Origin of the sequence: Clostridium thermobutyricum (assembly GCF_000371465.1) — a bacterium.
Lineage (GTDB): Bacteria > Bacillota > Clostridia > Clostridiales > Clostridiaceae > Clostridium > Clostridium thermobutyricum.
This window is the reverse complement of sequence record NZ_KB850958.1, coordinates 180,091-200,614: the sequence shown is the minus strand read 5'-3', so window position 1 is coordinate 200,614 and position 20,524 is coordinate 180,091. Positions and strand designations below refer to the sequence as shown.

15 protein-coding genes are annotated in these 20,524 nt (G+C 24.6%); 10 read left to right on the top strand and 5 right to left on the bottom strand.

The window, feature by feature from the left end; all coding sequences use genetic code 11:
- Positions 1 to 5 precede the first annotated feature (5 nt).
- From HMPREF1092_RS14440 to HMPREF1092_RS14430, 3 genes are all read left to right on the top strand, one after another.
- Positions 6 to 338: a hypothetical protein gene (locus HMPREF1092_RS14440; RefSeq protein ID WP_002599411.1), complete on the top strand. Its 333-nt coding sequence runs from the start codon at positions 6 to 8 to the stop codon at positions 336 to 338.
- A 105-nt stretch (positions 339 to 443) separates the two neighbouring features.
- Positions 444 to 1,211 carry a DUF2087 domain-containing protein gene (locus HMPREF1092_RS14435; protein WP_002599410.1) on the top strand — a complete coding sequence of 256 codons (768 nt, stop codon included), beginning with the start codon at positions 444 to 446 and terminating at the stop codon, positions 1,209 to 1,211.
- A gap of 748 nt (positions 1,212 to 1,959) precedes the next feature.
- A complete protein-coding gene (locus HMPREF1092_RS14430; protein ID WP_002599409.1) occupies positions 1,960 to 3,414 on the top strand; it encodes a protein adenylyltransferase SelO in 1,455 nt (484 codons plus the stop codon).
- A gap of 129 nt (positions 3,415 to 3,543) precedes the next feature.
- Here the strand turns inward: HMPREF1092_RS14430 and HMPREF1092_RS14425 are convergent, their stop codons facing one another.
- Positions 3,544 to 4,080, bottom strand: coding sequence for a 50S ribosomal protein L25 (locus tag HMPREF1092_RS14425; protein WP_002599408.1), 537 nt, complete (start codon positions 4,078 to 4,080; stop codon positions 3,544 to 3,546).
- 407 nt (positions 4,081 to 4,487) lie between these two features.
- Here HMPREF1092_RS14425 and HMPREF1092_RS14420 point away from each other — a divergent pair, with 407 nt between their 5' ends.
- Positions 4,488 to 5,117 carry a hypothetical protein gene (locus HMPREF1092_RS14420; RefSeq protein WP_002599407.1) on the top strand — a complete coding sequence of 210 codons (630 nt, stop codon included), beginning with the start codon at positions 4,488 to 4,490 and terminating at the stop codon, positions 5,115 to 5,117.
- A gap of 156 nt (positions 5,118 to 5,273) precedes the next feature.
- Here the strand turns inward: HMPREF1092_RS14420 and HMPREF1092_RS14415 are convergent, their stop codons facing one another.
- The 4 genes from HMPREF1092_RS14415 to HMPREF1092_RS14400 form a co-directional block, all read right to left on the bottom strand.
- The gene (locus HMPREF1092_RS14415) at positions 5,274 to 5,672 is read right to left on the bottom strand and encodes a DUF956 family protein (protein WP_002599406.1); all 399 of its coding nucleotides are present in this window, start codon (positions 5,670 to 5,672) and stop codon (positions 5,274 to 5,276) included.
- Positions 5,673 to 5,790: 118 nt separating this feature from the next.
- A complete protein-coding gene (locus HMPREF1092_RS14410; RefSeq protein WP_040414476.1) occupies positions 5,791 to 6,702 on the bottom strand; it encodes a PTS system mannose/fructose/sorbose family transporter subunit IID in 912 nt (303 codons plus the stop codon).
- 24 nt (positions 6,703 to 6,726) lie between these two features.
- Positions 6,727 to 7,533 (bottom strand): PTS mannose/fructose/sorbose transporter subunit IIC, encoded by an 807-nt coding sequence (locus HMPREF1092_RS14405; RefSeq protein ID WP_002599404.1) that lies wholly within the window; start codon positions 7,531 to 7,533, stop codon positions 6,727 to 6,729.
- A 33-nt stretch (positions 7,534 to 7,566) separates the two neighbouring features.
- On the bottom strand, positions 7,567 to 8,541 hold the full coding sequence (locus HMPREF1092_RS14400) for a mannose/fructose/sorbose PTS transporter subunit IIA (RefSeq protein ID WP_002599403.1): 975 nt from the start codon (positions 8,539 to 8,541) through the stop codon (positions 7,567 to 7,569).
- A gap of 708 nt (positions 8,542 to 9,249) precedes the next feature.
- Here HMPREF1092_RS14400 and HMPREF1092_RS14395 point away from each other — a divergent pair.
- From HMPREF1092_RS14395 to HMPREF1092_RS14370, 6 genes are all read left to right on the top strand, one after another.
- Positions 9,250 to 9,762 carry an NUDIX domain-containing protein gene (locus tag HMPREF1092_RS14395; protein ID WP_002599402.1) on the top strand — a complete coding sequence of 171 codons (513 nt, stop codon included), beginning with the start codon at positions 9,250 to 9,252 and terminating at the stop codon, positions 9,760 to 9,762.
- 270 nt (positions 9,763 to 10,032) lie between these two features.
- On the top strand, positions 10,033 to 11,010 hold the full coding sequence (locus tag HMPREF1092_RS14390) for a DUF4003 family protein (RefSeq protein ID WP_002599401.1): 978 nt from the start codon (positions 10,033 to 10,035) through the stop codon (positions 11,008 to 11,010).
- Positions 11,011 to 11,330: 320 nt separating this feature from the next.
- On the top strand, positions 11,331 to 13,493 hold the full coding sequence (locus HMPREF1092_RS14385; protein WP_002599400.1) for an SNF2 helicase associated domain-containing protein: 2,163 nt from the start codon (positions 11,331 to 11,333) through the stop codon (positions 13,491 to 13,493).
- 108 nt (positions 13,494 to 13,601) lie between these two features.
- On the top strand, positions 13,602 to 14,819 hold the full coding sequence (locus HMPREF1092_RS14380) for a hypothetical protein (protein ID WP_002599399.1): 1,218 nt from the start codon (positions 13,602 to 13,604) through the stop codon (positions 14,817 to 14,819).
- Positions 14,809 to 18,945, top strand: coding sequence for a hypothetical protein (locus HMPREF1092_RS14375; protein WP_002599398.1), 4,137 nt, complete (start codon positions 14,809 to 14,811; stop codon positions 18,943 to 18,945). Before HMPREF1092_RS14380 ends, HMPREF1092_RS14375 begins: the two co-directional genes overlap by 11 nt.
- Positions 18,938 to 20,506, top strand: a complete 1,569-nt coding sequence (locus HMPREF1092_RS14370) for a site-specific integrase (protein WP_002599397.1) — start codon at positions 18,938 to 18,940, stop codon at positions 20,504 to 20,506. The genes HMPREF1092_RS14375 and HMPREF1092_RS14370 overlap by 8 nt, the downstream gene beginning before the upstream one ends.
- Positions 20,507 to 20,524 lie beyond the last annotated feature (18 nt).

The following is a 20,524-nucleotide window of genomic DNA, read 5'->3' as shown; positions in this document are numbered from 1 at the left end:
AAAGCGTGAGAAAGCTTATTTTAGTTATGACAGTTGGAATATCAATATTTATATTTATGGGATATACAGCTCATGCAGATACTTTAACTAAATATAAAATGAATAATACCAATATTATAGAAATAAAATCAAAGAGTATATTGCTTAGTAGAAGAAAACAAAGAGATATCATAAGAATTTTAAATAAAATTATTACTTTAAAAAAAGATGAAATTACATATGTTAGATCTAAAACAAAAGAGATAAATAATTTATTGAAAAGACATAAAATAAATAATCAAATAGCAAAAGAAAAGATTAATAGGATAAGTAAAAATATATCTAATTATTATATTTAACTACATATTTATAAACTAAAAATAAAAATGTTTGTTTTATAGTAGACAAAAATAAAAATTAAGCATATAATCTTTATAAAATATATTATAAAAGGAGTAGATTTTATGAAAGAGAATAAAGAATTATTTTGGGATGCAACTATTGAAGATGTAAAAAGGGGTTTTACAGAAGATGAAGATAGTTATAAATGCATTATTTGTGAAGAAGAATTTACTAAAGGAAGAATATATGAAATAGATAATATGCTTTTTGATGCAAAAAAAGCAACAGAGATTCATATAGGGAAAAAACATGGTTCAACTTTAGAGTATTTATTAAATATGAATACTTCTTTTACTGGCTTAACAGAAATACAAAGAGAATTATTACTGTTAATCTCTTCAGGATTATCTGATAAAGATATTGCAAAGAAACTTGGAGTTGCTAACTCTACTATAAGAAATCATCGTTATAAGCTAAGAGAAAAAGAAAAGCAAGCAAGAATGTTTTTAGCTATTATGGAGCTTTTAGCTAATGATACAAATAAAAAGATAAATGTTTTAGATAAAGAAAAATTAGAAGATGCTCATAAGACAGCTAAAAATATAGATGATAGATACAATATCACTGATAGTGAGAAAGAAAATGTTATAAAAAACTATATGAATGAAAATGGTGGTATTAAAACTTATCCATCTAAGGAGAAAAAGAAAATAATAGTTTTATCAGAAGTAGCTAAAAACTTTAAGTTAGGTAAAAAGTATTCAGAAAAAGAAATAAATAGAGTTTTAAAAAGAATTTATGATGATTATGCAACTATAAGAAGAGCATTAATAGAATATGGATTTATAGAACGCTCTAAGGATTGTAGTAGTTATTGGGTTAAGGAGTAATTACAAAGTTATAATCATTATATATATATATATGTACTATATGTAGTTTAGCAAGTTAAGAAATAACTATAAAATGAAAAACACTATATATGGTAAAAATTTTTATTAATTATCAATATAGATAATCAATGATACAAATCAAAATAATTTTTATGAGGGGAATAGAATAACTGTGGATGAAGTAAAATGTTATTTAGATTTTAGGTTAAGTTAAAAGGAAGAATTACTTAACTTTGTAAATAGATTAGAAGATAAGTATAAATCTATTGAAGAAATAAAAATATGTTTAATAGTAGAAAAGTGGATATTAGCGTAATAGCTTAATTTTTATTAGAGATAAGAAAATAATTGGGAGTATCTAAATTATATTAGAAGTTTGCAAAAAACTTTAAAATTTATATTCAATAGAAACAAGAAAAGATATTAAAAAGAAAAAAGAAGTTATAAATAATTAAGTAGACGAAATAGGTATTTCTTTATTGTAACTAGAGATAATAAAAATATAGGATTTTTAAACATTGAAATTAACAATAATATAGGAGTATTTTATATTGGGCTATGCCATGAATATAGAGGTAAAAAAATTTTTAGAAACTGCAATTAATTTTCTACTAAAAAGCCTATTGAATTAATAGTAATTGAAAAAATAAATTAGCTTATAATATGTATGCAAAAAGAGAATTCAAAGAAAAATAAGTCTTAAATTATTGGCTAGAAATTAAATTTAAAAAAGAGTAAAGGAGAAAATATGAAAGAAACGAAAGATATATTTAATTTTCAAAATAGTTATACAAATCTTCCAGAAAAATTTTTTACAAAAACTAAGCCAAACTCATCTATAAAACCAGAATTAAAAGTTTTAAACTATTCACTAATAAAGGAATTAGGATTAGATGAAAAAGCTATAGAAAAAGATGGGCTTAATGTATTTAGTGGAAACAGAATACCTAATGGAGCAGAGTGCATAGCTCAAGCTTATGCAGGACATCAATTTGGACATTTTACTATGCTAGGTGATGGAAGAGCTTGTTTATTAGGAGAGCATATAACACCTAATGGAGAAAGATTTGATATTCAACTTAAAGGTTCAGGAAGAACTGTTTATTCAAGAGGTGGAGATGGTAAAGCAGCTCTTAAACCAATGCTTAGAGAATATATAATAAGTGAAGGAATGCATGGACTTGGAATTAAAACAACTCGTAGCTTAGCAGTAGTTACTACTGGAGAAGATGTAGTACGTGAAACTTATTTAACTGGAGCAATATTAACTCGTGTTGCATCAAGTCATTTACGAGTTGGGACTTTCCAATATGCTTCAAGATTTTGTAGTAAAGAAGAGCTTAAAGCTTTAGCAGACTATGCATTAGATAGGCATTTTAAGGGATATGAAAAAGAAGAAAATAAATATCTTTATTTATTAGAGCAAATGATAAAAAATCAAGCAGAGCTTATTTCAAAATGGCAATTAGTTGGGTTTATTCATGGAGTAATGAATACTGACAATATGACAATTAGTGGAGAAACTATAGATTATGGACCTTGTGCATTTATGGATGTATATGATCATGAAACTGTTTTTAGCTCAATTGATATAGGTGGAAGATATGCATATGGAAATCAACCTAATATAGGTGGATGGGACCTTTCAAGATTTGCTGAAACTTTAATTCCTCTTTTAAGTGATAATGAAGAAGAAGGATTAAATATAGCACAAAAAGCTATTTCAAAGTATCCAGACATTTATACAAAATACTGGATTAATGGGATGAGAAAAAAGCTTGGATTATTTGATGAAGAAAAAGAAGATGAATATCTAATCGAAGGTCTTTTAAATATAATGAAAAATTATCAAATGGATTATACAAATACTTTCTTAGCATTAACTCGTAGAAGATTAGAAGACCTTAATTTATGTAATGATGAAGAATTTAAAACATGGTATAATCTTTGGATTAAAAGATTAGAAAGACAAGGAAAATCAGACGAAGAGGTGGTGGAATTAATGAAAAAGCATAATCCAGTAGTTATACCTCGTAATTATAGAGTAGAGGAGGCTCTAGAAGCAGCTGATAATGGAGATTATTCTATAATGGAAAAATTAGTTGAGGCTATTAAAAATCCATATGATTATTCTAAAGATTTAGAGTATTATATTAAGACACCAGAAGTTCCAGAATCATATAGAACATTCTGTGGTACTTAAATATTAGATATTTAAAGGTATTTTGAATTTAATATCTATATTTACTATAGATGTACTATAATTTTCTTAATCTTAGCTAAAAATATATAAAAAAGCATTACTTATTAAAGTAATGCTTTTTTATTATTTTTAATATCCAACAACTGCTAAAGCAGTATCTTTATCTAATAACATTTCTATTTCTTTATCAAGTTTAACATCTTTTGCTAATATTTTTTCATCAATATTTAAATTTGAAACATCAAACTCAATTTTTTCTGGCATTTTATCTGCAGGTCCATGTAATTCTAAATGAGTTTCTAAAGCTTCAAATACTAATCCTTTGTCAGCAATAGCTTCTTGACCTATAAATTCTATTGGAATATTCATTTTAACATTTTCATGCTTGTTTATAGCTTGAAAATCTATATGAATAACATTACCAAAGTTATCTTTTTGAATTTCTTTGATAATACAATTTTTAACTTCATTATTAACCTTTATTGGAATAATTGAAGTCATAGAATTATCTTTAAATAGTGAACTTAGTTCTTTTTTTTCAATTTTAAAAGCTATATTTTTATCTAAAGTGTCACCATAGATTATACCAGGTACATTTAGCTCCCTTCTTATTTTATGTGGCGTGTCACCGTTGCTTCTTTCTGTTACCTTAAATGCTTCTACCATAATAAATTCCTCTTTTCTTTTTGCTTAGTTATTTATTAAGTTCTTAGTAGCTTAAGAATATTAATTTTTTAAATTAATACAGATAAGTTGCTTGAAGAGCTTTTTCTTTAAAATTATAACATTTAAAAGTGTATAAAATGTTAATAAATATATCAATTTTGGAAAATTAAATATAGAATTTTATTTAAAAAAATATATAAATATTAATAAACATAAGTTTTCTAATTTTTTTATTCAAATAAGTGACTATTATTTATTGATATATAGAAGTAATAAAATGTTAAATCAAAATTAAAAATGTAAATAAATAATTGTATTAGTAATTTATAGGTTAAATATATAAAAAAAGTAATGATTTTATTGAAATTTTTATGTTTAAAATACTAAAATTATTATGAGGTGATAACATGGAAATAAAGATAAAAGAATACAAATATTCGTTTTGTTACTCAAGTGATAAATGCCACAAATGTAATTCTGTTATAGGTAGAAGTTTAACTAAAGTAAAAGATAGAGGATGTTGTTTTTATTTTCCAAAATTTAATCTTTATGATATTCAAAAAATGAGTAAATCTGAAGAAGGATTAAAAACACTTAAAAAAATTTTGGAAAATAAAAATACAGAGATATATCACTATTATATTTGGGCTAAAGGAGAGTTTGACGAAGAAGGATATAAAAAATATAAGAATGAAAATGAAGATGAAAATAGTATAAAAGATAAAACTATATTTTTTAAAACATGTCCTTTTGTTGTTGAAGGAAAAGGATGCACAATACCAATAGATTTTAGAAGTAATGTTTGTAACTTTTTTATATGTGATGAAATAAAGCAAACAATGAGTAAAGAAAAAGCAGATGAACTTGAAGAAGAAGCTTTAAATTTTTATAGGTTTTATGAAAGAGAAAATATATCTTTAGAAGAATTATTAGAAGAGAAAAAAATATCATTAAAAGATAATTTTAAAGAAGTGATAGAAGTATTAAAAAAAGAACCTTTAAATATATATAAAGAAGAAATATTACTAGTAAAATAGATTAAATTATAAAAAGGGTGTTGAGAATTAAATTTTCTACTTATATTTCTATAAATCTAAGATTTAAATATAAAAAAAGAATGACTTTAATATTGGAATCATTCTTTTTAAATAAGTAAAACTCTATATTATATTTTAAATTTAGCTTTTATATATTTAGTTTCCCATTTTAGGACTAATTTTATTTTTTTTAAATATATTTGATATTCCTCTTCTTAAAACTTGGAAAAAGCTTAATGATCTAACTATATTGTTTGGATCTATATAGTTTCTTATTGTGCGAAGTGCCTTTTTTGGATCTTTTGAAGAAAAAGAATATGTGCCATTCTTTTTAGTTTTAATTGCATAACGTGGAATCCATTTGCCTTTAAACATTACTGACACTATAACACATTCTACTTCCTCCCAAGGAATTTGAATAAACTTTCTATAATCTCTAGAATTATAAAATTCAAAACCTTTATCACCAATCATTATTTTTCCATAATTTGCTATGCCTGTGAAAGCTGTTCCATCAACAACTAAATCTACCTTTGTATTAAGTGACTTAACCATATTCTTTCCCTCTTTCTATTTAAATTTATCTATATGTTTTTAAATCTTTTTATTTAATTATACTATGTTTAATAAAACCTAGGTTAAAAATAATTATAACCTAGGTCATATAAGAATATTACATTAAACCGATTACGTGGAATATAATACCTGCTATAAATAAACCAATAATTATAACAATTGGAGATATTTTTTTCTTTAGTAACCACATACAAAGAAGTGTTATTAATAATCCTGCAAGACCAGGAATTAATGCATTTAAATTATCTTGTAATGTTGTAACTTTATCTGGAGTTAATGATAATCCAGCAGCTTGTTGTATTAAAGCTTCTTTAATACCATTTGCTCCAGCTGGAAGACTACTCCAATCAATATAAGCACCTTTACTTAGTGGAATCTGTGATATTACTGGTGTAAATTTAACTGATACCCATCTATTAACTAATGAACCTAAGATGAACATACCAAGGATAGAAGCACCTTTTGTTACATCTTGTAATATTCCACCTGATAAATCATCTGTAATACTAGAACCTGCTTTATAGCCAAATTCTTGTGTATACCACATAAATGCCATTCTAATAATGTTCCAACCAAAGAAGAAGATAATTGGACCTAAAATATTACCAGCTAGAGCAAGTGAAGCACCTAAAGCTCCTAATATAGGTCTAAGAGTAAACCAGAACACTGGGTCTCCTATACCAGCTAAAGGTCCCATCATACCAACTTTAACACCTTGAATAGTTACATCATCAACTGGTGCACCATTTGCACGATCTTCTTCTAGTGCTAATGTTACTCCAATAATAGGAGAAGCTATATATGGGTGAGTGTTAAAGAATTCTAAATGACGTGTTAATGCAGCAGATCTTTCTTCTTTTGTTTTATATAATTTTTTGATTGCTGGAACTAATGCAAATGCCCAACCACCATTTTGCATTCTTTCATAATTCCAAGATCCTTGAAGAAAGAATGAACGAAACCAAATTGCAAGACGATCTTTTTTTGATAATTTTAATTTCTTTTCCATTTCCATTTTAAATATTCCCCCTTCTTAGTAGTTATCTATGATATCACCTACTGGATCTCCAGTATTTGAATTACCATTACCACCTGAACCACCTTTTTTGCTAAGTGCTAAGTAGATAAGTGCCATAGATACACCGATTACACCTAATCCAATAAGAGTAATTTCAGAAATAGTTGCTAATACAAAACCAATTGCAAAAAATGGCCAAATTTCTTTTGTTGCCATCATGTTAATTACCATTGCATAACCAACTGCAACAACCATTCCACCACCAACTGATAGACCATCTGTTAGCCAAGCTGGCATAGCTGAAAGTAATGCACGAATAGGTTCTGCACCAATTAGTAAGATTAATCCTGCTGGAATTGCTATACGAAGTCCTTGTAAGCAAATAGCTATAATATGCCACATCTCAACTTTTCTTATGTTTCCTTCTCTAGCCGCTGAATCCATTAAATGAACAAATGCAGTAGCTATTGTACGAACAATAATTGTTAATAATAAACCTGCAACTGCTAATGGTATAGCAATAGCAATAGCGGAATTAACTCCAGCTTTACCTTCTCCACCTAAAATTAATATAATTGCGGATGCAACAGAGGCAAGTGCTGCATCAGGGGCTACTGCTGCACCAATATTTGCCCATCCTAAGGCAATCATTTGAAGAGTACCACCTAAGATTAAACAAGGTAATAAATTTCCTGTAACTAATCCAATTAAAGTACATGCTATTATTGGTTGATGGATTTCAAATTCATCTAAAATCCCTTCTACTCCGGCTAAAAATGCTATAATAATGACTAATATTATTTGAATAATATTTAAATTCATGACCTTTAATCCTCCTTTGAAATTAAAATATTTTTATTTTAATTTGTTTAATTCTTCTTGTGCTTTTTTTAGGATTTCGTCCATATTTGCTTTTGCATCATTTGGAACTTTACGAACATCAAATTCTAATCCTGCTTCTTTAAGCTTATTAAAAGTATCAATATCATCTTGACTAAAAGCAAGTACCTTATTAGGTTGAACTTTTCCAGCTGAATGAGCCATAGATCCAACATTAATAGTTTTTAAAGGTACTCCACCTTCTATTGCTCTAAGCAAATCTTGTGGATTTTCAAAAAGAAGCATAGCACGTTGTCCCCCAAAATGTTCATTATCCTTTGAAAGTTTAATCATTTGGTCTATTGGAACAACATGAGCTTTGATTCCTGGTGGAGCTGCTTGTTGAATTAACTTTCTACGAAGTTCATCTTTTGTTACTGCATCTGAAACAACAATAATTCTTGTTGGTTGTACAGTTTTTGTCCAAGCAGTTGCTACTTGACCATGAAGTAAACGCGAATCTATACGAGCTAAAACGTATTCAAAAGATCCAGGAGAACCTACATTAGAAATTTGATTAGTATTTGTAGAAGCTTTTTCTTCTACTACTTCTAAGTTTTCAGGTTTAACTTTAATTCCTTCTCTAGAAGAATTTAAAATACTAGCTGCAATTTCATGTGCAGATTCCATTGAAAAACGTGCTCCAAAAGCTTCAATTACCATAGGTAAATTCATTCCAGTTACAATTGCCCATTTATCTTTATGTTCTTCAAATAAACTATTTGTTTGGTTAAATGGAGTTCCTCCCCAAAGGTCTACTAAAAATAAAATCTCTTCTACATTTTCAAATGATGCAATTGCTTGTTCTATTTTTGCTTTAATATCATCAGGTCCTTCACTTGGCATTAAAGTAACAGCTTTAACGTTTTCTTGTTCTCCAAAAATCATTGAAGACGATTGCAAAATACCGTTAGCGAAATCACCATGACTAGCAAGAATAATTCCTACCATAATATTTTCCTCCTATCCATTATTTAAAATTTAAACCTTAGTTTAATTAAATTAATAAATTTTCATAAATTAAATAAATTTTATACTTAAATTTTAACATTTATGCTTGTTTATTCATACAATTTTGCATTAAAGTTTACAAAAAGTTTAAAAATGACGAATTGATAAAATTAAATAAAAAATTTGTTGAAAATTGTATAGAAAAATGATTAGCAGTAAGAATAGTTTATAAATAAATCATGTTAATTATCGATTAAAAAATATATATAGATATTAAATAGTAGAATAAAATTTTAAAAATATGAAAAAAGTATAATAAATAAGTATTTATTATACTTAAATAAATATAGTTTAAAAAAAATTATTTTTATAGTTTTTAATTATTGCTATTAGACTCATATATTTCACATTAATAATAATTTAGTGTAATAAAAAAATGATTTTAGAAGATAGACTTAAATAAATAATAATTAGAAATTTCAATATATTTAATTAAATATTAATTTTAATAATTGTTAGAAATTATAGTTTAAAGTATTAAGAAAACCTGTTAATATATTATAAAAGGATAAGAATACAAGCTAAATGAGATTATATATTATATAATCTTGTTTAAAAGCAGAAAAATAGAATAAATAACTAACTTATCTGTAATAATATTAGTAGAATTTTAATAAAGAGGCATAAATAATTAGAGGAGTTGATATTATGTTTTTTCAAGAAGTTTTAGGCAATACTGAAATAATAAGAGAAAAGATAAACTTTAGACTTGCTATGAGAGCTGTAATATTAAATGAAAATAAGATACTATTAATAAAAACAAATAGAGGTGACTTTATATTTCCAGGTGGAGGAGTTAAATCTGGAGAAACATATAATGAGGCTTTAAAGAGAGAAGTAATTGAAGAGAGTGGATATATAATAGATACTGTAGGAGAAAATTTAGGAACTATCGTTGAAAGAAAAATAGATGAGTTTGATAAAGAGTCAATGTTTGATATGACTTCTATGTATTATCTTTGTGATTTATCAGGAGAAAAAACATCTCAAAATCTAGATGATTATGAAAGAGAACAAGAATTTTCACCAGTTTGGACTACTATAGATGAAGCTCTTTCTAAAAATGAAAAAATTATAGAAGATGAAAAAGACATTATGAATCCTTGGGTAGAGAGAGAAACTTTGGCCTTAAGGAAAGTAAAAGAATATATAAGTCAATAAAATTTTGAAATAAAATTTAAGATATTAGAGTGTCAACAAAGTTGGCACTTTTTCTTTTTTTATATAATAATTTATTTTTATAATTATAAAACTTAATAAATTTGATTTAATAAGATTTATATATTTTAAGTTGATTAATATTATTTTATGAAGTTTATATATAAAAGATATTTGGAAACAAAATACATAAAATGTATTTTAAATCTTTAAAAGTGATATTTAATACTGTATAATTAAATGAAAAGATATTTATTTAAGAGAGGGATTATTGTGAATTATGAAAAAGTTCAATTATTAGTAAATAACAGTAGAGAGTTAGATAAAGCAGGAGGAATATTTACAGGGAATTCTTTTAGAAAATGTAATGCTTTATTATTAATATTAAAGGGTAGAAGTGTAGATTCAAAAAAAATTAATCAGGCTATAGAAGTTATTAAATATAATACATCTATCTTATCAAATTTTAGAGGATATAATTTATTAACTACTGCAACTACTATATCTCTTGAAGAAAATATGAAAGGTAGTTTTATAGAATTAATGAGTATTTATGATAAGCTAAAAGGTTTTTTCTTTACAAATCAGTATTTAATTTTAGCTGCTATTGTAATATTTAATGCAAGAGATAGAGTAGATATTGATGATGCAGTTAAAAACACTAGAAAAGTTTATGATTACATGAAAAAGAAGCATAGGTTTTTAACAGGACAAGAAGATATATCAGCTGCAGCTATGATTGCAACTACTTCAATAAATATAGAATTAACTTTAAATGAAATAGAAGAATGTTATGAAGCTTTAATAAAAAAAGGTTTTGGAATAGGAAATAATACTCAAAGCTTGTCACATATCTTACCTTTATTTAGCGGGAGTGTAGAAGAAAAAGTTCAAAGAGTTTTTAATGTTAATATGGCATTAAAAAATAATGGGGTACCTTTAAGATATTATTCATTACCAATCTTAGGTGTAGTAGCAGGTATAACAGATGATCCTAATGCATTTGCAAAAGAAGTTAAAGAAGTTAATGACAAAATAAAATCTGAAAAAGGTTTTGGAACTTTTACTTTAGGTTCAACTATTAGAAATATGATAGCTACAGGACTTGTTGCATCATACTATGTTGATAGATTAAATGAAGAAGATAAACAAACATTAATAGATACTACTAATAATATAGCAATAGCTATAGAGATAGCAACTGTAGCAGCAACTACTGGAGCAGTTGCTGCTGCTTCATCATCAAATTAAAGGTTTAATAGGAATTAGAATATAATATAAGTGTTAAAAAGACTATAAAAATTAGTAGGGGATATTTAAATTACGTCCTATTGCTTAGAAAATACCAATCAATAAAATCTACAAAATTTAGTATCAGATATTTAAATATAAAATCATTGAAAATCCATCATTAATTTATGATGGATTTTTTATAGTCTCTTCTAGGTATTTATATTATTAGAAACAATTTTATATTGTTTTATTATTGAAGCTTAAGCATATAAGAATGGTATATATTCTCTTATAAACTATGATAGAATATTTCTAGAAAACAAAAGGAGGTGAATCCTTTGAATTTGAAATCAATAAAAGATAATATACTCAAAATTAGTTCATCATTTGCAAGAACACAAGGAGAAAAATTATCAAAAGAATCTTTTGTAACAGAATTAAAGGGGAAAAGTATAAATAATATTTATCATATTTATGGAAGAGTATTAAATAATAATAAAAGTAAAACATATAGTACTCACATAAAGATAGATATGGAAACAAATAAAATAATTGATGCTAAATGTACTTGTGAAATCTTTGAAGAAAGTAGTAAACATATAAATAATTATATTTGTCAGCACATAGTAGCAACTACTTATACTTTTTATAATAAGGCTAGAAAAAATATAAAAAGCAAGAGTGTTAGTAAAAAAGAAAATAAAACAGTAAATAAAAATACAATTATAAAAAAATATAAAGAAAAAAAAGAATTAGAAAATAAGAGATATTTAAATTTAGATTTAAGGATAAAATGTATTAAAAATGACAATATACCTTCTTTTCAATGCGAATTTAGAATAGGGCCTGAAAAAACTAATTTAATTACAGATATTAAAGATTTTATAGAAAGAATAGATAATAAACAATCAATAAGATTTAATGATGTATTCACTTATAATCCTTTAAAAGATGAATTTTTAGATAGTGACAAATATATAATTGATTTTATAAATAAAAATAAACAAAAAATAAAGGGAAAATATTTAGTTTTACATCAAAATGAAATAAAAGAGTTTTTAAAGCTTGTAGATAAAAATAAAAAGATTATATTAAATTATAATTTTATAAATTATGAAGTTCGAGTTAAGAAGACTAATGTTCCTGTCGCTTTAACTATTAGGCTTAGAGGAGATGAATTTATTTTAAAACATCATAATAAATTTCCTGAACTTTTAAGTATTAATGGAGAAGTAATGTTTTTTGATAGAAATATTTATTTACCAAAAGAAAAGCAAATAAATTCTTATATTCCAATTTATAAAAAGTTCTTAAAAAATAGTGAGATAAAATATAATAAGTCATTAGAAACTTTAAATTATCTATTATCAGAACTAAAAAATATAACTAATGAAATTACCTTAGATGAGAATACAAAAGAATTTAAAAGAAAACTGATTGCTCCAAATTTTTATTTTTATAAAGAAGATGGAAATATCTATTGTAATGTAAAGTTAAATTACTCTGGTTACGTTATTGATTTAATTAAAGATAAATCTAATAAGAGTTTTTTAAGAGATGTTAAAAAAGAAACTTTAATAGATATGGAGCTTGAAAGATATAAGTTCATTAAAAAAGAAAAGGATTTTTTCTTTATTGGTAATGAAGAGGATATGTATGAGTTTTTAAATGTAGGCTTATTAAGGCTAAAAGAAATTGGGATAGTTTTATTTTCTAATGATTTAGAAAAGATAAAATTAATAAATTCAAAAGATATTATTTCAAATCTAGATGAATTTGATAATTTTTATAAGCTTAAATATAATTTTGGAGATTTTACAGTAAAAGAGCTTGGAGAAGCTATAAATTTAATGAAGAGTGGAGAAAAATTTTATAAAAGCAAAAATACTTACTTAGATTTAGAAGACCCAGGAGTAGCTAAATTTTTAAATCTTTTAGATGATTTAGGGTTAGATAAAATAAATGATAATGAAATAGAGATAGATAAAAATAAAATTATATATCTTCAGGAAAAATTAAAAGATAGAAATTTATCCTTTATAAAAGGAAGTAAGGTACTTCAAGACATTGTACAAAAGCTATTAAATAAAGAATATAAAAGAAAGCTTGTACCTAAAAAATTAAATGCAACTCTTAGACCATATCAAGTAGAAGGGTTTAAATGGCTTAATGAAATAACTGCCTTAGGATTTGGTGGAATACTTGCAGATGATATGGGACTTGGTAAAACTATTCAAATTATATCTTTTATATTATCTCAAAAGAAAACAAAAACTCTTATAATTACACCAACTTCAGTAATTTATAATTGGAAAGATGAATTTGAAAAATTTGCACCTACATTAAAGGTGGGATTGGCTCATGGAAGTAAAGTTTCAAGAGAGAAGGTTATAGATGATTATAAAAAATATGATGTAATTTTAACTACATATGGAACTTTAAAAAATGATGAAGAAAAATATAGTTCATTAACTTTTGATTATCTAATAATAGATGAATAATGCTAAAGTAAATGTAGGAAATAAATATTTTATATAGAATACTATAATTATGGGAGTTGAATAAAATACAAAATAGAAATTGTATTTTAAAAAGGAGGGATAAAAAGGTTGAAAATTCTTGAATTTACTAAATCTAAATATATACATAAGGTAGAATATGTAGAATTTAAGAAAAATATTTACGGAGTAAAGCATCGAGTAAAACGAGTAATTATAGTCATTGAAAATAATAAAAACAAAAGAAGTATAGTACATCCATTTTCAACTTTTATAGTTAGAGAATATGGTGAAATGGCAGTAAAGACACAAATAGATTATGCACAAAGAGTAGCAACATTTCTTAATTTTTTATTAGAATCAAATAGAAAAATAGAACTACAATTATTAGATGTAGAAGATATAATTATGTTTTTAAAGTTTAAAGCTGTAACAACTGCAAAGAAGACTATTAATTTGTATAAAAGAATTTTGATTAATTTGTATTTATTTTTAATAAAGAGAGGATTTTTAAAAAAAGTAGATGTTACAGATTTTGAATTAATTGAAAAGGAAACTAATAGGGGAAATATCAGGTATTATGATATTCCTGTAGTTTTAGACTATAAAAATGAAGATTTGAATCATAGAACACTTCACATTATGCATAATGAGCTTGTGAAGATATTTTTAGATATAGCATTTAATGAGGTAAATGAAATTGCATTAGGAGTAATATTTCAAATTTTTGGAGGGCTTAGGGTTGGGGAAGTTATAAATTTAACATATAGTGCAATTTCACCAATTGGAAGTGATTTCAAAAATGGAGCTATTTTAGATATAAGAAATAGGGAATTAAGAGGAAGTAGAGCGAACAATCAAGGAAAAGGATATTGTAAAAAGAAGAGAAAACAAAGAGTTTTTTCGCCAAATGGAATCTTAGGTTTTTTTTACACAACACACAAGAGAAAATATAAGAAAAAGAATACTATGGCTATATTTATAAATAAAAAAGGGGAAGCAATGAGTTATGAAAGCTATATTTATTATTTTAAAAAATTAAAAAGTATATTTTTAGAAAAATTAAAAGAAAGTAATGATCCAAGGTTAAAGACATATGGACTACTTCTTATAAGTAGAAAGTGGGGAACACATATAGGAAGGGGGATTTTTACAAATATGCTAATGAGTATAAATGAAAGTGGAAGTTATATAAGTCATATGAGAGGAGATTCTTCTATAGCATCTAAAGAAAGTTATATAGAAGATATAGGGAGTATAAATAAAAAAATAGAAGATAGTATGAATAATATGTTTAAAAAAATAAAAGGTAAAGAAGATGAAAAATAATAAAAGTGAATATATTACGTATGAAGAAGTTAAAAGAAAATATGAATTTACAGAATATGAGTTAAGAGAATGTAATAAGAGAAAGAGTAAAAATAGGAATGTCTATCTTAAAAGTGATGTGGAAAAGCTTTTCAAAGAAGAGCAAAAGAAATTAAAGAGAGTTGATGATTTAATAAATAGTGGAGATTGGATTCAATTTTCAAAAATAAAAGATAAAAAAATACAAGGGAAAATAGTTCGTGCTTTTATAAAAAATAATAGACTTAAAGAAGAAAATCAAGTAATAGTCATGCTAAAGGGGAAAAAAAGATTTATAAGAAAGGATTTTATTGCTGAGATTAATAGCTCAGAATTTTTAAAATCACAAATTTATGGAATGATAGAAAATGAAAAGTATATATTAGCAAGTGAGATAAAAGATAAGTATGGACTTAGTAAACGTGAATTAGAAAAGTGTTTTAAAGAAAAAAGGGGAAGAGAGAACATTTATTTAAGAAATGATGTAGAGAAAATTTTTAATGATAAAGAGAAAAAAATTAAAGAGTTTGAAAACTTAAAGAATAGTGAAGAGTGGTTGCAGTTTAGTAAAATAGAAAATAAAAAGTTGAAGAATAAAGTGGCTAGAGCATTAAAAAGGGATAAGAAACTTAAGGAAGAGAATCAATTAATAATTGAAGGAATTGACGGAAAAAGAGCATTTGTAAAAAAAATATTTGTTAATGAGGTTAGTAAAGCAGAGTTTTGGGAATTGCAAAAATATAAAAAGATAAAAAATACAGAACAAGGTATATATATATCAATTAAAGATGTAGAAAAAAAGTATGAACTTACTAGAGATGATGTGAAAGAGTGTTATAAGGAGAAATGTGGAAATTTAAATTTTTATTTGGAAAGTGATGTAAAGAAAAAATTCGAGGAAAAACAGAAAAAAATTGAGGAGGCAAAAAAAATAAGAAATAATGTCGAGTGGATAGAATTTACTGAAATAGAAAATGAAAAGATAAAAAATAAAATAAATAATATATTTCAGAGAAATTTTAAAATTAAAAATGAAAATCAAGTAAAAGTTAAGTGTGTAGAAGGAGAAAAAAGGTTTATAAGAAAAAAGTTTGTAAATGAAATTAATAATATTATGCTAAAAGAATCGGAGATTATAATTTTAGAGAATAAAAAATATATTACAAAGACTGAGATCAAAAAGATATATGGACTTACAGAATATCAACTTAAAAATTGTAACAGAAAAAAAATAAAAAATAGAAATTTTTATTTTGAGGATGAAGTAAAAAAGATTTTTGATGAAAAAGAAAATAAAATAAAAGAAGTTAAAAATTTGGTTGATAGTGGTGAATGGATACAAATGTCAATGATAGAAGATAGTAAAATACAAGGGAGAATAATTCGAATATTAAAAAAGAATGAGAATTTAAAAAAAGAAAATCAGTTGATAATTGAATGTGGAGAAGGCAAGAGACGAATGATAAGAAGAAGTTTTCTTAATGAAATAAATAAAGAAAATTTTTTTGAGGAAATGTGTTATGGAAAATTAGATGATAGCATAAAAAAAGAATATATATTATCTAGTGAGATAAAGAGAGAGTACGGACTTAAAAAGCATCAATATAGAAATTGTGAAAAAAAGAGAATTGAAAATACCTATTTCTATTTAAAAAAAGATATAAAGAGAATAGTAAAAGAGAAATATACCAGTGATAGTAAGGTAAAGAATAGGGAGGAATGGATACTCTTATCAGAGTTAGATAAAAAAATAGCACAAAAAATTAAACGTATATTTACAAGGCATAAAGAAAAAGAAGAAAAATATAAAGCAAAAATAATTGAAGATAATAAAATTCGAACTGTAGTAAAGAAAAGCTTTATAGAAAATCTTAAAAATATTAAATCAGAAAATCATTTTGAGGGATTCAATAAATTAAAATCTTTTGATTTAAATGAATTGGGAAATATTTTGAAAAAAATTAAGTTTACTAAAAAGAAATTTAATAATGCAGTATATGAGATTAAAGAGATTGAAAAATATGTTGATATAAAAGAGGGCATATTTAAGGAGAAAGTTAATAGAACAGAGTTAGAAGAGTTAATGAATAGGAATAGAATGTATTCATTAGATAAAATGGGATATATTTTAAAATTAGCTAAAAAATCGATGGAGACTTTGTTAAAAAATCAATCAGATTCAAATTATATTGTTATAGAAGATTTAATATTTTTTAGCGAAAAAGAAATGGAAAAATTTCTTTTATTTATTATTAATAAAAGAAATTATGATGCAGTCCGAAGAATAGATGATATATCAATATTATTAGAAAAGAGGATGGAGTTCTTTAAAAATGATAGACATGAACTAAAAGAATATATTCATAAGTATCTAAAATTAAAAATTAATAAAAATATGAAGCGGGGAGAGGTAAATAGAAATATAGATGCGTTAGAATCCCTATATTTGAATATGGAAAAAAAACTTGAGTTATATACAGATGAAGAGTTAATTTACTTTTTAAAAGAAAAAGTTAGTGATAAAAAGATAAAAAAAGGATATTTAGGCTACATAGCAGCATTTATAAACAATTATAGAAAGATTAAAGAAACTATTTATAAGAAAGAGATAAGTGAACGTCTAATTAATACAAATAAGAAAAAGAAAGATGAAATATATTCAAAAGAAGTATGGCAAAAGTACTATCTTAGGTTAACAGATGTAAAGTGTCATATAGAAATTGCTAAAAAAAATTATAGATATGCTCAAATTTGGTTATATTGTTTAGAAAATTTATTTTTACCAATAAGAAGAAGTGATATATTAAGAATTACAATGAATATTTTTCCGGAATCAGTTGGAATTGAAAGGATGGAGGATATTAATGAGTTTTTATCAGAAGAAAAAGTAGATATAATTTTAGAACAGATAGAAATGGTTTTAAATAATTTTCAGGCTAGTAAAAATAAAGAAAATATTATGTTTCTAGTTCCATCAAGTATAAAAAAAATATTTGTTATTGCATATATAATATGTGAATTACAGAGGAGAACATTAGGAAGAGAAAAGATATTTTCGAAATTTAATGGTGATATTGGATATAAAAAGGAGTTATTTGGGGATGAGGAGTTATATGATTTTCAAAATTTGAAGTGTACAAAAAGTATAATAACATATGGGTATAGTTATGGGATAAATAAAGGCAAAAATAATTATAGTATTTTATCTTTACAGAGAGGTCATAAAAAGCAGGATGGAAAATTATCAAATACAGTAGCAGAGTATTATTTAACGAAGGAAGATGAGATATTAGAGTTTGTTGAAAATTTAATGGAAAGAGAAGCTTTTGGTTTTATATACTATAGAATAATGATGCTTATTTTAAAGAATAGAGAGGTTGATTTAAAAAAAATCACACAAGATATAAAGATTATTAAAGAGAATGTTGCTGTATTTAATTTAGAAAATTTTACTGAGAAATTATTTGAAAAAGAAGCTAGTTTAAAAGCTAAAAAAGATGAAATATATGCTATGGCTGGAGCTATAGAAACTAAGTATAGAAACTTTGATGAATTTACAGTAGAAGTGATAAGGGAACTATATATGGATAATTTTAATATTTTATTTGGAGATATTGAAATAGATGAGAAGTTTATAGATAAAAAGATAGATAGAATTAAAAAAATTATTGATACAAAAATATGTAATAAAGAAAATTTTTATAGTAGTTTTAATGATATCTTTAAAAATACACACATAATAAAAGAGGGTATATTTTGTTTATATGAAAAAGGTAAAGAGAGAAATAAATATTGTATTTATAATAGTAATGGAATAGGTGTAGCAAATTGTAGTATGTGTGAATCTTCAATGTTAACGTTAGTTAATCTTTCAGAAATTAGTAGAAATTTAAAAAAAATAGTAGAAAATATGAATGGAAATAATATATCAGAAATTTTAATAAAAAAATATAATCACATGATACGAGTATATTTATATATTTTAGTAGAAGCATATTCTTTTTTAGGAGTAAACAAAACTTCATATTTCAATTATTTAACTGATTTTGAAAATATTAAGAACAATCTAATAAAATTAAGAAAAGAGGGACTGCTTAAAAATGAATAGATTAAAGAAACAAGGATATTATGTGAATTCGACTATGAGGTTAAAAAAAATCTTGATGATAATGAAGGAAAAAAGAGTTTATTCTGATGAAGTTTTAAAAGAAAATAAAATATTTTTTGAAGAATTAAAAGAGAAAGGCTTTATAGAAGGTGAATTTACAGGTTCTTTGTGGAAAATAAAGCAAAATAATGATGGCATTTCAAGGGGAAGAAATTTGAGATGGCGTAAAGGGGAAACAAATGATATGAAATCGTTTATTTTGGAGGTGTGTAAAAATAAAATAGGTGTTGAGCAAATTGCAGAATATTTCAATAGAATAGAAAAAGCAATAGATGAAAGTGATTTTTTTGAGAATTTTGAAAAATTTAAAAGTTATTATCAAAATTCAGATTTAAATGAAAAATGGAAATATAAAATTTTTTTAGGGGCATACTTAAGATATTTAAATAATAAAGATCATTCTAAGTATAGGGAACTTTTAGAAGTGAGGCTTAGAGTTCCAATTAAGAGAGTACGTGAAATTCCAGATTTTAAAAGTATATTATTTTTTGAGTATGTTTTTAAACAATTTTTAGAAAAAGCATCCTATGAAGCTAGAATGGAGTATTTTCCATTAATTTTATGGTGGCAAGTAACGTCAGTAATTCCAACAAGAACAAGTGAGCTTATAGATATAAAAAAAGAATATTTTTACAAAAAAAATGGAGATTTTTATTTGAAAATTCCTACAAAAAAAGAATTTTCTTATATAAAAAAAATTAAAAAAACTTTGAAGTTAAGAGAATTTAAAATAACAAATAACATAGGAATTTTAATAGAAGAATATTTAAATAATAAAAATTATAAAGGAAATTATTTAATCTCTAAAGATATAAATAATAAGTATGGAAAGTTTAAAATATATACAGAGAGGTTTGAGACATATCAGCTAAGAAAAATGTTAGAAAATTTTTATGAAAATGTTGTATTTAGAGAACTTAAAGAAGAATATAAAATAAAAAAAATGAAACTAGGAGATACTAGACATTTAGCAATTATGAATCTGATTTTACAAGAAGTAGACCCATATATAGTGAAAGAAATGTGTGGGCATAGGGATATAAATGCACATTTACATTATATTAATCATGCAAAAACTTATGCGGAGTCTAAGATACTTGTGTTGACAGATATGTTTTCTATTCAAAAGAAAAATATTTTAGGTGTAGAGGTTGAAAATAAAAGATTAAAAAAAATGGAATTAATGAAAACAGGGATATTTAAAATAGGAGATTACTATTGCACAAGATATGGTGATAATATAAAAAGATTTCCAGAATGGTGTATTAGTGAATGTGAAGAGTGCAAATATTCAATCTTTGCTGGAGAAAATAAGGAGAAAGGAAAGTATATAAATAAAATAGAGAATGATATATATCTATTAAAAAAGTATATAGGAAGCGAGTTAGTAAAAAAATTAAAGGAAGATGGTACTGTAAATGAGAAATATTTATGTGATGTTAGATGTATTTTACAAGATATAGAAAAAAGTATAATATTAGAGGCAAAAGGTAATATTTAAAGGAATGTTAAGGAAAAA

Excerpts from the sequence above, each read along its gene's own strand:
- HMPREF1092_RS14405 (WP_002599404.1), bottom strand. The coding sequence starts at position 7,533 with ATGAATTTAAATATTATTCAAATAATATTAGTCATTATTATAGCATTT.
- HMPREF1092_RS14410 (WP_040414476.1), bottom strand. The coding sequence starts at position 6,702 with ATGGAAAAGAAATTAAAATTATCAAAAAAAGATCGTCTTGCAATTTGG.
- HMPREF1092_RS14415 (WP_002599406.1), bottom strand. The coding sequence starts at position 5,672 with ATGGTTAAGTCACTTAATACAAAGGTAGATTTAGTTGTTGATGGAACA.
- HMPREF1092_RS14425 (WP_002599408.1), bottom strand. The coding sequence starts at position 4,080 with ATGGTAGAAGCATTTAAGGTAACAGAAAGAAGCAACGGTGACACGCCA.
- HMPREF1092_RS14375 (WP_002599398.1), top strand. The coding sequence starts at position 14,809 with ATGAAAAATAATAAAAGTGAATATATTACGTATGAAGAAGTTAAAAGA.
- HMPREF1092_RS14400 (WP_002599403.1), bottom strand. The coding sequence starts at position 8,541 with ATGGTAGGAATTATTCTTGCTAGTCATGGTGATTTCGCTAACGGTATT.
- HMPREF1092_RS14435 (WP_002599410.1), top strand. The coding sequence starts at position 444 with ATGAAAGAGAATAAAGAATTATTTTGGGATGCAACTATTGAAGATGTA.
- HMPREF1092_RS14395 (WP_002599402.1), top strand. The coding sequence starts at position 9,250 with ATGTTTTTTCAAGAAGTTTTAGGCAATACTGAAATAATAAGAGAAAAG.
- HMPREF1092_RS14420 (WP_002599407.1), top strand. The coding sequence starts at position 4,488 with ATGGAAATAAAGATAAAAGAATACAAATATTCGTTTTGTTACTCAAGT.
- HMPREF1092_RS14370 (WP_002599397.1), top strand. The coding sequence starts at position 18,938 with ATGAATAGATTAAAGAAACAAGGATATTATGTGAATTCGACTATGAGG.
- HMPREF1092_RS14430 (WP_002599409.1), top strand. The coding sequence starts at position 1,960 with ATGAAAGAAACGAAAGATATATTTAATTTTCAAAATAGTTATACAAAT.